Annotated in this window: 11 protein-coding genes; 5 read left to right on the plus strand and 6 right to left on the minus strand. The window is 58.2% G+C overall.

From position 1 onward, the window contains the following. Positions 1–10: 10 nt before the first annotated feature. A complete protein-coding gene (locus tag RS75_RS04875) occupies positions 11–766 on the minus strand; it encodes a 3-deoxy-manno-octulosonate cytidylyltransferase (RefSeq protein ID WP_045017970.1) in 756 nt (251 codons plus the stop codon). A gap of 150 nt (positions 767–916) precedes the next feature. On the opposite strand from RS75_RS04875, the gene RS75_RS04880 reads away from it, so the two are divergent. Next, the gene (locus RS75_RS04880) at positions 917–1489 is read left to right on the plus strand and encodes a c-type cytochrome (protein ID WP_045017971.1); all 573 of its coding nucleotides are present in this window, start codon (positions 917–919) and stop codon (positions 1487–1489) included. Between the two features lie 80 nt (positions 1490–1569). Here the strand turns inward: RS75_RS04880 and RS75_RS04885 are convergent, their stop codons facing one another. The 3 genes from RS75_RS04885 to RS75_RS04895 form a co-directional block, all read right to left on the minus strand. Beyond that, on the minus strand, positions 1570–2298 hold the full coding sequence (locus RS75_RS04885; protein ID WP_045017972.1) for a sugar transferase: 729 nt from the start codon (positions 2296–2298) through the stop codon (positions 1570–1572). Between the two features lie 301 nt (positions 2299–2599). Beyond that, positions 2600–4906 carry a transglycosylase domain-containing protein gene (locus tag RS75_RS04890; RefSeq protein ID WP_045017973.1) on the minus strand — a complete coding sequence of 769 codons (2307 nt, stop codon included), beginning with the start codon at positions 4904–4906 and terminating at the stop codon, positions 2600–2602. A gap of 150 nt (positions 4907–5056) precedes the next feature. Further along, positions 5057–5515, minus strand: coding sequence for a YbaK/EbsC family protein (locus tag RS75_RS04895; protein ID WP_045017974.1), 459 nt, complete (start codon positions 5513–5515; stop codon positions 5057–5059). 483 nt (positions 5516–5998) lie between these two features. On the opposite strand from RS75_RS04895, the gene RS75_RS04900 reads away from it, so the two are divergent. After that, positions 5999–6208, plus strand: a complete 210-nt coding sequence (locus tag RS75_RS04900) for a cold-shock protein (RefSeq protein WP_045015438.1) — start codon at positions 5999–6001, stop codon at positions 6206–6208. Between the two features lie 414 nt (positions 6209–6622). On the opposite strand, the gene RS75_RS04905 is transcribed toward RS75_RS04900, so the two are convergent. Further along, positions 6623–8014 carry a dipeptidase gene (locus RS75_RS04905; protein ID WP_045017975.1) on the minus strand — a complete coding sequence of 464 codons (1392 nt, stop codon included), beginning with the start codon at positions 8012–8014 and terminating at the stop codon, positions 6623–6625. A gap of 225 nt (positions 8015–8239) precedes the next feature. After that, complete coding sequence (locus tag RS75_RS04910) at positions 8240–8674, minus strand: MarR family winged helix-turn-helix transcriptional regulator (protein ID WP_045017976.1); 435 nt, start codon at positions 8672–8674, stop codon at positions 8240–8242. Between the two features lie 416 nt (positions 8675–9090). On the opposite strand from RS75_RS04910, the gene polA reads away from it, so the two are divergent. The 3 genes from polA to rpmF all read left to right on the plus strand — a co-directional run bounded on the left by polA (position 9091) and on the right by rpmF (position 13252). Next, entirely contained in the window at positions 9091–12078 is a 2988-nt protein-coding gene (gene polA / locus RS75_RS04915) for a DNA polymerase I (protein ID WP_045017978.1), read from the plus strand. Between the two features lie 75 nt (positions 12079–12153). After that, positions 12154–12873 carry a DUF1868 domain-containing protein gene (locus RS75_RS04920; protein WP_045017980.1) on the plus strand — a complete coding sequence of 240 codons (720 nt, stop codon included), beginning with the start codon at positions 12154–12156 and terminating at the stop codon, positions 12871–12873. Between the two features lie 193 nt (positions 12874–13066). After that, a complete protein-coding gene (gene rpmF, locus RS75_RS04925; protein ID WP_003507205.1) occupies positions 13067–13252 on the plus strand; it encodes a 50S ribosomal protein L32 in 186 nt (61 codons plus the stop codon). Positions 13253–13382 lie beyond the last annotated feature (130 nt).

A 13382-nucleotide genomic window follows, 5' to 3' on the forward strand; every position in this document is an offset into this window, starting at 1 on the left:
GAATTGTCCATTAAAGAGTTCTGCTTGCGAGAATGTTGCGGGCCTTTTCCAAGTCGTGCGGCGTATCGACACCGAGCGGCACGGAACGGACGATTTCGGCGTCGATGCGCATGCCGGCTTCCAGCGCGCGCAACTGTTCCAGCCGTTCGCGCTTCTCCAGTGGCGAGGGCTGAAGGCTGACGAACCTTTCGAGGGCGGCGCGGCGGTAGGTGTAGAGCCCGATGTGATGATAAAGCGGTCCGTCGCCATAGGGCGCGGTCGCGCGCGTAAAATAAAGCGCGCGCAATCGTGTTTCGGAAAGCGGGCTGCCAACTATTTTCACCACGTTCGGATTGGTTTTTTCTTCCTCGTCGGTGATCTCGACCGTCAGCGTGGCAATGTCGACGGCGGCATTTTCCAGCGGGCGCAAGGAGGCACGAATAGTTTCCGCCTCGATGGTTGGAAGGTCGCCCTGAACATTGATGACATATTCGGCGTTGCCATAAGGATCGGCCTTCTGCAACGCTTCGAAAATGCGATCCGAACCGGACTGATGGTCGTCCCGCGTCATCATCACGTCGAAACCGGCATTTTTCACAGCCGCAAAAACCTGTTCGTCATCGACCGCAACGACTATTCGCTCTGCGCCGGCCTCACGTGCTCTCAACGCCACTTGCACGATCATCGGCTTGCCGCCAATATCCGCAAGAGGCTTGCCGGGAAGCCGCGTTGATGCCATCCGTGCCGGTATAAGGACGACAGCTTTCTCGAAATCCCGATTCTTCATCCGACACCCTTCAAATCCCATCCGAAAAGTGTCAAAACGTCACGGAGTGGGGAACATTATTCAAGTTGCGCAGGCTGTGCAAAAGCCATAGCTTTCGAACAATTTCAAGATGCCCGATTATATGGAGCGGATGCGAGGGAGCGCATATAGATGAATTCTTATGTAAATATGGGCGTTGGGGCGTTTCTGGGTACGGTTTTCGTCCTGATGTCGGTGTCAATTGCGTCTGAGGGCATTTTTCATGCTCCCGCCCCGGAGAAGGAAGGTTACGCCATCGTTGCGGAAGCGAGCAGCGGCGACGCTGCGGGCGAACCTGCCGCAGCGGCAACACCGATCGCGCAATTGCTCGCCGGTGCGGATGCCGCCAAGGGCGAAGCGGTCTTTAAGAAATGTACGAGCTGTCATACCGGAGAGAGTGGTGGTGCAAACAAGGTCGGCCCCAATCTCTTCGATATCGTCAACCGGCCGATCGCCAGCCATGAAGGTTTCAGCTACTCCGCAGCGATGAAGGATTTCTCCAAGGGCAGTTCCGTGCATTGGGATTACGAGCATCTCAGCCACTTCCTCGAAGGCCCGAAGAAATACATCGCCGGTACGGCAATGGGTTTTGCGGGTGTGAAGAAGGAAACGGAACGAGCCGACCTCATCGCCTATCTGCGTACGCTGTCGGCAAACCCGGCACCGCTGCCGGATCCGGCTGCGGCTCCCGCGCCGACAAACTGACGGACCATCTGATTTCATAGGAAAAGCCCGGCATCGCTGCCGGGCTTTTTGATTCTGCGGTGCGTTTGCTTTTTACGAGATCAGAAACCCTTGCCGCCACGCAATTCGGAAATGACCGTTCCGATCATGATCTTGATATCCAGCCAGACCGAAAAATTGTCGACGTAATAAAGATCGGACACGATCCGTGCACGCGCCTTGTCGCTGCGGTCTGTCGGGCCGCGCAATCCCCGCATCTGGGCAAGACCGGTAATGCCCGGCCGCATCCGGTGCCGCAGGTGGTAATGGGGAACAAGTTCCTCATAAAGACGGCCGGCGGCCAACATGCCGATGGCATGGCAGCGTGGTCCGACCAGCGACATGTCGCCTTTCAATACGTTGATAAGCTGCGGCAACTCGTCGATATTCGTGCGGCGAAGAATGGCACCGATCCGCGTTATCCTCGGATCGTTCTTCACTGTTTGCGCCACCCCGGTGGCATCGCCCAGTTCGGTCCTCATCGAACGAAACTTATAGACGCGGATCTTCTGCCCGTTCATGCCCCAACGGACCTGCGAAAACAGGACCTGCCCCTTGCTGTCGAGCTTGATCAGCGCTGCGACGGTCAGCAATACGGGGGCGAGTGCGACAAGGGCGATGGACGCCCCTGCAATATCGATCGTTCTTTTGAGCGCGAACTGGCTGCGCAGGAACGCCGATGTGTTGTTTTCCAAAACGGAAGGTTGCGTTTCCGGCGCGTCGAAAGTGACGGCCGTGGGATAAGGGGCGCCGTAAAAAACGGCATGCGATGAGCCTTTAGTACCCAGCATAATATGGAGCCCTGAAAAGTTATTTTGATACAAGAAAATTAATTAATATGATCAGTTAATAATTCATTCACTATAAAAAGTCATCCGAAATGTAACCGACTTTGCGCAAATAGCAATCTACGGTTAACGTCGGCGCACGCATATGTTGTAAACGCAAGCGCCGCCCCCGCTTGTGGCTGCGATGGCCGTCGATCCGATGTCATCAAGCCTTTGGAAAACGGAGGATGTGCGGGAAAGGCGACAAGATCGCTGTCGTCTCACCGCCTGCCAGATACCCGGCCGCCCGGCCACCTGAAGACGACTAATTTCCCATCAGAATATCAAGCAGGGTCGTCTGCTTTGGCCCTGTAGTGGCAGGCGCCCGGCCGCCGATATCGGCTGGAGGCACGGGTCCGTTGCCTGCTGAATAGCCGGGTTCGATGTCGCGGGAGGGAATGTTTCCCGGGGGCATGGGCACACCCGGCTGACCGGCATTCGGCGAAACGGGTGCTTCGGGATAGGCGCGGGTATTTGGCGCTCCGCCACCGCCAAGTGCATTGGAGATGATCTCGCCGATAGAGGAGGAGGGAGCGCTCTCAGGCGCCGGCTGCTGCATTTCCCCGAGCGGCGGCACGCTGCCCGCGCCGAGACCGAAGAGCGGCGAGGGCGAGAGCCCGGAATGGGCAGCGGTCATGAAATCCTTCCAGGCCTTCGCCGGCAGCCCGCCGCCCGTGACCTTTTTCATCGACGCGCCGTCGTCGTTGCCGAACCAGACGCCGGTGGTCAGATTGCTTGTGTAGCCGACGAAAAGCGCGTCGCGAAAGGACTGCGTCGTGCCGGATTTTCCGGCCGCCTGCCAGCCTTGCAGGCGCGCGGCTTTGCCCGTTCCCTCGGTGATGACGCGGGACAGCATGCCGTTCATGGTCGCGGCGATTTCTTCGCTCAGCACGCGCGGCGGGTTGTCGTATCTGTTTTCGTAAAGAACCTTGCCGTCGGCATCGGAGATGCGTTTGACGATATGCGGCGTCGCCTTGTAGCCGCCATTCATGAAGGGAGCATAGGAGGCGGTCAGCTCCATCAGCGACACTTCGGAGGTGCCGAGCGCGATGGAGGCATTGTTCTGTAGCTCCGATTCGATGCCCATGCGATGCGCCACCTGCGTCACCCGCTCCGGCCCGACTTCCATCACCAGCTGCGCCGCGATCGTGTTGAGCGAATTGGCGAGCGCAGTGGCAAGCGTCACTTCGCCACGATATTTTTTCTCGTAATTTTCCGGTGTCCAGTTTCCAATCCGGACAGGTCCGTCATTGCGAATGGTGTAAGGGGTAAGCCCCGATTCGAGTGCAGCCACATACACGAACGGCTTGAACGCCGAGCCGGGTTGCCGTTTCGCCTTTACGGCGCGGTTGAACTGGCTTTCGGCATAATCCGCCCCGCCGACGACGGCTCGGATCGCGCCCGTGCCGTCGATGGAAACGAGGGCCGCCTGCGAGGCGCCCTGTTTTTTGCCATCGCCCTGCAGAACATGGGTCAGAGCTTTTTCGGCATCGCGTTCAAGATTGGGGTCGATGGTCGTGTCGACGACAATGTCCTGCTTGACGTCGCCAATCAGACCGCGGACCTCCTCCAGCACCATATCGGCTGCATAATGTTCGGCGCCCGACCAGAAACGTTTCGCCTTGGTCGGCGGCTGCGACATCGCGGTCTTGATCTCGTCATCGGTGATGAAGCCGACATCGCGCATGGATTTCAGCACGACCTGCGCCCGCTCCTCCGCCGCCTGCGGGTCGCGTGCCGGTGAAAGGCGCGAGGGAGCTTTGAGAAGCCCGGCGAGCGTCGCAGCTTCTCCGAGATTTACGTCGCGTGCGGATTTGTTGAAGTAGCGCCGGGACGCGGCTTCGACGCCATAGGCATTGGACCCGAAATAAACGCGGTTGAGATACATCGCAAGGATCTGGTCCTTGGTGAATTCATGTTCCAGCCAAAAGGATAGAAGCACTTCCTGAACCTTGCGTTCCAGCGTCCGGTCCGGCGAGAGAAACAGGTTTTTCGCCAGCTGCTGCGTCAGCGTCGAGCCGCCCTGCACGGTTCGCCCCGTCAGCACATTGGTGACGATAGCGCGCCCGAGACCAAGGGGATCGACCCCGAAATGAGAGTAAAACCGCCGGTCCTCGATCGCCATCACCGCCTGCGGAAGGTAAGGCGACATGTCTTCGAGTGCGAGAGCCTCGCCGCCAGTGGTGCCGCGATTGGCAAGCACGCTGCCGTTCACCGAAACGATCTTCACATTCGGCGGGCGTTCGGGAATGGTCCAGCTGCTGGCACTCGGCATGCGTGCGCCGTAATAAACGACAAGACCGGCAACGCCGATACCGCCCCAGATGCCAAGCACGACGCACCAGTAAACGAGGGAACGGACGATGCCCGTCGGGCCACGGCCGGAGCTGCGGCTGCGCTTTTCCTTCTTTTGCGGTTTGGCGCGGCCGGATGTGGGCTTCGGTTTCCTGGCGGGTTGCTTTGCGGTCCCGCTGATGCGCTCGCTGGCATCGAGGCGCAGGTCATCACCGGACTCGTGGAAATCCCCGAAGGAAGGTTCTACCCGATCGCGTGATTTACCCTTGCCTGCCATCCAGCCGAAGTCGCTCCTTATATTCGCAAAACCATGCGTAACCCCGTATGGGCTTCAGGCTTCTATGCCTGCGTGATCCTTAATCCAGGATGAAGAGTTTAAATGCGGCAATTTAAGGCGGGGTTAAGCCCTCGCCGGATCAAATCGGCGTCATTGGCAGACGTCGACCCATTCCGCTTCCGTCAGTCGCGCCATCATGTCGGGCGAAATCCGCACCGCCGCATTGGTGGCACCCGCCGCCGGAACCACTTCACTATGGTTTTTCAGGGATATGTCGCAAAACACCGGAAGCGGCGAAGGCAACCCGAAAGGGCACACGCCGCCGACGGGATGGCTGGTTACCGCGACAACCTCTTCCGGCCCGAGCATGCGCGGTTTGGCCCCGAAGCGATCGCGGAACTTGCGATTGTCGAGCCGCTTCGTGCCGGCGACAACGACGAGGAGAATGCTGTCGCCTGCCTTCAGGCAAATCGTCTTGGCAATCTGGTCGGGGTCGACGCCGTGCGCTTCGGCAGCCAGCGCGACCGTCGCCGAACTCGCTTCCGTTTCGATCACGGCAACTTCGGGCGAATTTTTGATGAAGAAGGCTCTGACGGATTCGATGGACATGCGTATTTATTAGGCGGTAAGCGAGGATCCTTCAAGGTGTCGTGAAATAGCTATGCATTTTACGCAATGCTGCGCTGCGATGAAACGCATGTTTTTTAAGCGGGGAACCTGTATGTTCAAAACATCGAAGCGACGCACTCCTCCTCCCAGCGTCGCCCGATTGGACTGACAATACTCCTCCTCCCAATTGTCAGTCAGTTTCAAGAACCCGGCGCACCTCCTCCCGCGCCGGGTTTTTGCTGTTTAAGGCCTTGTTTCTTGCAGTTTTTGTCTCCCGGACGCTCACAAAGATTGCCCGTCTTTTTCAAAGAAACTTGACTTTTAGCCCCTGCCAACCTAGGTGTTCGCGCATCGATATTTGTTTGACGACCAGAGCTTCGGTACCTTTTTTTAAGGTGCGCACGACGATCTTTCCTTCAAATTCGACCCCAAGACCGCACTGCGCGCAGTGCAAATATAATGTGCCAACGGAAGGAAATCGTTATGGCGACTGGTACAGTAAAGTGGTTCAACGCAACCAAGGGCTACGGCTTCATTCAGCCTGACGACGGTTCGCAGGACGTATTCGTTCACATCTCTGCTGTTGAGCGCGCTGGTATGACCTCCCTCAACGACGGTCAGAAGCTCTCCTACGAACTGACGCAGGACCGCCGCTCGGGCAAGATGTCCGCAGGCGACCTCGTCGCTTCCTGATAAGTGGTCTGGCCCCAACGGGTCACTCGCATGAATATGAAAGGCCGGATTTTTCCGGCCTTTTTCTTTTGGAAGACGCTCCGGAGCCGACCGATCTTGAAAAAACAGGCGCGCATACCAATATAGGGTTCAGCAGTGCTCCACACGGACTGTCAGGCTGGTGCTTTTAAAAGCGCCGCTGTTGTCGTGTTAACCAAAGATTAACCGAAACAGATGATCCTGATCGTGAAAGCAGCGTCGATATATTGGCGCGCTCTGGAGCATCAGACCGTTTCAACGCTTTGACCACGGATGTACTGGCACTGACGAAAAACGGATGGAAAGGTCGGGCTTGCCCCGGCCTTTTTGTTTTTTGATTCCCAAAAACGAAAAGAAGAGGAGGCATCGGTAACCGACGCGTCCTCTCTTTTTTGTCTATTTCACGGCCAGGGCATCAAGGATGCGGATCCAGGAGCGGATGCCCTTGTGGAAGGATTGCAGGTCGTATTTTTCATTCGGTGAATGAATGCGGTCGTCGGTAAGCCCGAAGCCGACAAGCAGCGAATCCATGCCCAGCATTTTCTGGAAATCGCCGACGATGGGGATCGAGCCTCCCATGCCGATCACGACGGCAGGTTTGGGCCATTCATCCGAAAGCGCATTTTTGGCCTTGGTCAGCACCGGTGAATCATAGGAAAGCTGGATGGCCGGAGATGCACCGTGCTCGTGAAACTCCACCGAGCAATCTGCCGGGACCTTCGAGTTGACATAGGCTCGGAAGCTCTCGCGAACCGCTTTGGGGTCCTGCTCGCCGACAAGGCGGAAGGAAACCTTGGCGGAGGCCTTGGCGGCGATCACGGTCTTGAAGCCGTCGCCGGTATAGCCGCCGATGATGCCGTTGACTTCCGCCGTCGGCCGCGCCCAGGTCTGCTCCAGCACGGAGCGGCCCTTTTCGCCCGAAGGAACCGAAAGGCCGACTTCGCCAAGAAAGGCTTCGGCGGTGCGGCCCAGCGTTTCCCAGGAGGCCTTGATGTTGGCGGGGGTTTCCTCCACGCCGTCGTAGAAGCCGACAAGTGTTACGCGGCCGGTCTCGTCATGCAGGCCGGCGAGAATATCGGTCAGAATGTGGATGGGATTTGCGGCGGCACCGCCGAAAAGGCCGGAATGCAGATCGCGGTCGGCTGCGGTGATGACGATCTCCTCGCCGACCAGGCCGCGAAGGGCGGCGGCGATGGCGGGTGTATCGCGGTCCCACATGCTCGTATCGCACACCAGCGCATAATCGGCCTTCAGCTCATCGGCATTGGCTTCGAGGAAAGGTTTCAGCGAGGGTGAACCGGATTCCTCTTCGCCTTCGAAGAGAATTGTGACGCGCACAGGCAGGCCGCCATTGACCGCCTTGTAGGCCCGGCAGGCTTCCACGAAGGTCATCAGCTGGCCTTTGTCATCAGCCGTTCCGCGTCCCGTGATCACCTGCCGGCCGGCGCCGATATCCTTGATGGCCGGCTCGAACGGATCGTTTTCCCAAAGATTGAGCGGATCGACCGGCTGCACGTCGTAGTGGCCGTAGAACAGCACATGCGGTGCGTCCTCTGTCGCCGCATCGTGATGCGCCACGACCATCGGATGACCGGCCGTATCACGAACGGAAGCCGTAAAGCCCAGTGAGGAAAGCGTTCTGACCAGCCATTCCGCCGCCTTGCGGCACTCCGCCTTGTAGGCGGGATCCGTGGAAATGGACGGGATGCGCACAAGTTCGAACAGTCGCTCGAGGCTGGAAGTAAGGTTGTCGTCGGCCGTGGAAAGAATAGGGGAAACGTCTGTCATCGCTGATCCTGTCATGTCTGTCGTGACCCGGCGGCATCGTGCATCGCATGGGAACAAGGAGCTGCGTGTCGTTCAACGGCAACAGCGCAGCCGCCGGAAAGATAGAGCAGTTCAGGAAAAGTGCGAAGCGGTTTTCCGCCCGAAACCGTATCGAAACAAAAACCTGGAGGCCTCCGGCGATGAAAGGCTCGGGAGCAAAGAAAGGGCGATTTCGGGTCGTAAATGCTATTTTGCTTTTTTTGCGCGCTCGATCGCCCGGCGCATATATTCCAGCAGAAGCTGCTTTTCGAATCGTCGGAAATCCGCCAGCAACGCGTCTTCGGTGGCCTCGGAGGCGGCGATGGCATTCGCCTCCAGATCCCTGCCGCGCGGGGTCAGTTCGATGATCTGTGCGCGACGATCGCTTGGATGGGATTTGCGGACGATCAGCCCGTCGCGTTCCATGCGGGAAAGCGTATTGGCAAGTGTGGCCTGTTCGACGTCGATCCTGTCGAGCAATTGCCGCTGCGTCAGTCCCTCCTCATGCCACAGTTCGATGAGGATGGGGAATTGCCCGGGGGAGAAACCCAGTGCGGCGGCTCTCTTCTGGAGCGCCATGGTGAATTCCCGCGCCATTTTCGCAGCGAGATAGATCACCGATTCGTCCCTGGAAAAACCCATTCGTCCATCCGTAAAAGCATCGTGGCCGGCGCGTCCGCGCAATTTCAATAGTGGGATATATATCGCATGATATGGTTAGGCCAGCCGGAAACCCGGCACAAAATAAAACCGCCATGGCCGGGAGGGGTCGGCCATGGCGGTCATATAGGAGGACAAAGGCCCGGAGAGGGGGGAAAGGCCTTTGTCCGGTCTGATGCGGCGGGGGACGAGCCTACATTCAGACTACGGCGTGATCAGGCGCCGTCCTCTAAGAAATGTGTTTGCAAATGCGGCTTTTCAAGGGAAAATCTATTACAAATCGGTAACGTTCGGGTGAATTTTCGGGGGCCGTCCAGACGCTTTGCTGCATGCGCTTTGCGGTGCGTTGTTTGAACTTTCTGTGGACGTCAAAACGGCCCCGCGCTATCCATATCGCCATGAAAAAAGGCGATCATCTCTTCCTCGTTGACGGTTCCGGTTTCATTTTCCGGGCGTTCCATGCCATTCCGCCGCTGAACCGCAAGTCGGACGGGCTGCCGGTCAACGCCGTTTCAGGCTTCTGCAACATGTTGTGGAAGCTCTTGAAGGATGCGCGCAATACCGATGTCGGCGTTACGCCGACGCATTTTGCCGTGATTTTCGACTATTCGTCGAAAACCTTCCGCAACGAGTTATACGATCTCTACAAGGCCAACCGCAACGCGCCGCCGGAAGATCTGGTTCCGCAATTCGGACTGATCCGCGAGGCGACGCGCGCCTTCAACCTGCCCTGCATCGAGACGGAAGGCTTCGAGGCGGATGACATCATCGCCACTTACGCCCGTCAGGCGGAGGCGATCGGCGCTGACGTCACCATCATCTCTTCCGACAAGGATCTGATGCAGCTCGTCACGGCCAATGTGCACATGTACGACGCCATGAAGGACAAGCAGATCGGCGTTCCTGATGTCGTCGAAAAATGGGGCGTGGCCCCGGAAAAGATGATCGACCTTCAGGCGATGACCGGCGATTCCACCGACAATGTTCCGGGCATTCCCGGCATCGGGCCGAAGACCGCCGCGCAATTGCTGGAGGAGTACGGCGATCTCGATACGTTGCTGGCGCGGGCGGGAGAAATCAAGCAGCAGAAGCGCCGCGAAAACATCATCGCCAATGCGGAGCTTGCCCGCCTTTCCAGACAGCTCGTGGCGCTCAGAACCGATGTGCCGCTGGAGCAGTCTCTGGAAGAGCTGGTACTCGAACCGCAGAACGGCCCGATGCTCATTGCCTTCCTGAAGGCGATGGAGTTCACGACGCTGACGCGCCGCGTCGCCGAAGCCACGGATAGCGATGCCTCGGCCATCGAGCCCGCCAATGTGCCGGTGCAATGGGGCGTCGATGCCCATGGTCCCGATCTCGATGCATCGCCTGCGTCCGCCGCAGCTGATGAAACGACCGTCGTATCGGCTTTACCTGTTTCGCCGTCAAGGAAGGTGACAGGGGAGGGCAATGCGCCCACCGGTCTGGCCACGGCGCGGCAAACGGTTTTCGCCGCCGCCAAGATCGACACGACCGCTTATACGACGATCAGGGATATTGCGGAACTGGGCCGCTGGGTTGCCGCCGCCCGTGAAACGGGCGTCGTCGCCTTCGACACGGAAACGACCTCGCTCGACCCCATGCAGGCTGAACTCGTCGGTTTTTCGCTGGCGATTGCCGATAACGGCAAGGACGCTTCCGGCACCGATATCCGGGCTGCCTACGTGCCCTTGACGCATAAGACCGGCTCCGGCGGCGATCTTTTCAGCGATGGTATCAAGCTTGCCGAAGGTCAGGTGCCGTTTGCGCAGGCATTGGAGCGTCTGAAGAGTCTTCTCGAGGACACGGCCGTTCTGAAAATCGCTCAGAACCTCAAATATGATTATCTGCTGATGAAGCGCCATGGTGTCGTCATGCAGAGTTTCGACGACACCATGCTGATTTCCTATGTCCTTGACGCTGGCAAGACCACGCATGGCATGGATACACTGTCCGAACGCTGGCTGGGGCATAAGTGTATCGCCTACAAGGACGTGGCGGGATCGGGCAAGTCGAGTGTCACCTTCGATTTCGTCGACATCGACAAGGCGACGGCCTATGCGGCGGAGGACGCGGATGTCACCCTGCGGCTGTGGATGGTGCTGAAGCCCCGGCTTGCCGCCGAGCGGCTGACCAGCGTCTATGAACGGCTGGAGCGCCCTCTGGTGCCGGTTCTGGCGCATATGGAGGAGCGTGGCATCACCGTGGACCGGCAGATCCTGTCGCGTCTCTCCGGCGAGCTGGCCCAGAAGGCGGCAGCCTTTGAAGAGGAGGTCTACCAGCTGGCGGGCGAGCGTTTCAATATCGGCTCGCCAAAGCAGCTGGGTGATATTCTGTTCGGCAGGATGGGTCTGCCGGGCGGCTCCAAAACCAAGACCGGCCAGTGGTCGACATCGGCGCAGGTTCTGGAGGATCTTGCGGCGGAAGGTGCCGAACTGCCGCGCAAGATCGTCGACTGGCGGCAGCTGACCAAGCTGAAATCGACCTATACGGATGCGCTGCCGGGATATGTCCATCCGCAGACGAAGCGGGTGCATACGTCCTACGCGCTTGCCTCCACCACAACGGGTCGCCTGTCGTCTTCGGAGCCTAATCTTCAGAACATTCCGGTGCGTACGGCCGAAGGCCGCAAGATCCGCACGGCTTTCATCTCAACGCCCGGCCATAAGCTGCTTTCCGCCGATTACAGCCAGATCGAGCTGCGCGTGCTTGCCCATGTCGCCGATATTCCGCAGCTTCGCAACGCGTTCGAAAACGGCATCGACATTCATGCGATGACTGCATCGGAAATGTTCGGTGTGCCGGTGGAAGGCATGCCTTCGGAAGTGCGCCGCCGCGCCAAGGCCATCAACTTCGGCATCATCTACGGTATTTCCGCTTTCGGTCTTGCCAATCAGCTCAGCATCGCCCGCTCCGAAGCGGGCGAATATATCAAGAAATATTTCGAGCGTTTTCCCGGTATCCGCGATTACATGGAAGCGACCAAGGCTTTCGCCCGCGAGAACGGTTATGTCGAAACGATTTTCGGTCGCCGCGCGCATTATCCGGAAATCCGCTCCTCCAACCCCTCTGTGAAAGCCTTTAACGAACGTGCGGCCATCAATGCGCCGATCCAGGGGTCTGCGGCCGATATCATCCGCCGCGCGATGGTCCGTATCGAGCCTGTGCTGGAGGCGGAGAAGCTTTCCGCCCGCATGCTGTTGCAGGTGCATGACGAACTCATCTTCGAAGTCGAGGAGGGGGAAATCGAAAAGACCCTGCCCATTGTCGTCTCGGTGATGGAAAACGCGGCCATGCCGGCGATTTCCATGAGGGTGCCGCTCAAGGTGGATGCGCGCGCGGCCGACAATTGGGACGAGGCGCATTGACCGGTCATTGACCGGCGGATGTCATTGCTTTGTCGTGTGCGGGAACTAGGGGAAACGTCTCACAAGGAGTTTCCCATGCACGCCCCGCTCGTTTCAAAAGATCTTGAATTTATTTCCACAGCCAATCAGGATCAGCCGCCACGCCATCTCGGCAGCCGTTACAACTCGGATGGTGAATTTTTGTCCGATCCGGGCAATACGGTTGTTTGCCATCTCGCTGAAGGGTCGCGGACGAAAAGCGCGATCGTCGCGACGCGTCAGCGCTTTCTGGATATGCCCGAAGCGCCGCAACTCGCCTTCACGCCCGTTTCGAGCCTGCACATGACGGTATTCCAGGGCATCAACGGGTTGCGGCGTGCACTGCCCTATTGGCCGAAGGAAATGCCGCTCGATACGCCGGTCGACGCGATGACGGAATATTACCTTGATCGCCTTTCGGCCTTTCCGACTCTGCCGTCTTTCAACATGCAGGTGACCGGCCTGCGTCCGGTCGGACTTATCATGAAGGGGGTCACCGCTGAGGATGATCGGATCGTGGCGCTTTGGCGGGATACTTTCGCCGATTTCTTCGGCTACCGACATCCTGCCCATGACACTTACGAGTTTCACATCACCCTGTCCTACATCATCAGCTGGTTCGAGCCGGAGTGCCTGCCGCGATGGCAGGCGATGCTGGACGAAGAACTGGAAAAACTGCGTGCGGCAGCACCGATAATCGAGATGCAGGCGCCAGCTTTCTGTGAATTCCGTGACATGAACCACTTTAGGGAACTCGTCGTTTTTGATAGTAAGTAAGGCATGATTTGCAAATGCCTGCCGCCTGCTCGTCGCCCCTGTTCCGTTGAATCGGAAAAAATGCGCGTCAGGGCTGGTCAAAGCCAGTTTTGGCATGTATAAGCGCGCCAAATTTCCAATATCGAGACACCCGACATTCGGCCTTTGGTTCTGGCCGGTTACGTTGTTTCGCCGCTAAAGTGGAGTAACAAAAATGGCTGTACCAAAAAGAAAAACAAGCCCGTCCAAGCGTGGCATGCGCCGCTCGGCTGACGGTCTCAAGTCTGCGACCTACGTTGAAGACAAGAACTCCGGCGAACTGCGCCGTCCGCACCATATCGATCTGAAGACCGGTATGTATCGCGGCCGTCAGGTTCTGACGCCGAAGGAAAGCGCATAAGCTTTCTGAAATAATCTTTACGGAAAACCGGCCCTCGTGGCCGGTTTTTTGTTTTGAGGACCGTTCTGCCGCTTTGCCCGGTCTCTTGGAAAATTCGGTCACTCCTCCTACACTCTGTTCGGGAGAGCAG

The organism is Rhizobium nepotum 39/7 (genome assembly GCF_000949865.1).
In the GTDB taxonomy this organism is placed as follows: domain Bacteria; phylum Pseudomonadota; class Alphaproteobacteria; order Rhizobiales; family Rhizobiaceae; genus Agrobacterium; species Agrobacterium nepotum.

Bases quoted from the DNA above. Each gene is read 5' to 3' on its own strand.
- RS75_RS04905 (WP_045017975.1), bottom strand. From the start codon at position 8,014: ATGACAGACGTTTCCCCTATTCTTTCCACGGCCGACGACAACCTTACT.
- rpmF (WP_003507205.1), top strand. From the start codon at position 13,067: ATGGCTGTACCAAAAAGAAAAACAAGCCCGTCCAAGCGTGGCATGCGC.
- RS75_RS04880 (WP_045017971.1), top strand. From the start codon at position 917: ATGAATTCTTATGTAAATATGGGCGTTGGGGCGTTTCTGGGTACGGTT.
- RS75_RS04920 (WP_045017980.1), top strand. From the start codon at position 12,154: ATGCACGCCCCGCTCGTTTCAAAAGATCTTGAATTTATTTCCACAGCC.
- RS75_RS04910 (WP_045017976.1), bottom strand. From the start codon at position 8,674: ATGGGTTTTTCCAGGGACGAATCGGTGATCTATCTCGCTGCGAAAATG.
- RS75_RS04895 (WP_045017974.1), bottom strand. From the start codon at position 5,515: ATGTCCATCGAATCCGTCAGAGCCTTCTTCATCAAAAATTCGCCCGAA.
- polA (WP_045017978.1), top strand. From the start codon at position 9,091: ATGAAAAAAGGCGATCATCTCTTCCTCGTTGACGGTTCCGGTTTCATT.
- RS75_RS04900 (WP_045015438.1), top strand. From the start codon at position 5,999: ATGGCGACTGGTACAGTAAAGTGGTTCAACGCAACCAAGGGCTACGGC.
- RS75_RS04875 (WP_045017970.1), bottom strand. From the start codon at position 766: ATGAAGAATCGGGATTTCGAGAAAGCTGTCGTCCTTATACCGGCACGG.
- RS75_RS04885 (WP_045017972.1), bottom strand. From the start codon at position 2,298: ATGCTGGGTACTAAAGGCTCATCGCATGCCGTTTTTTACGGCGCCCCT.
- RS75_RS04890 (WP_045017973.1), bottom strand. From the start codon at position 4,906: ATGGCAGGCAAGGGTAAATCACGCGATCGGGTAGAACCTTCCTTCGGG.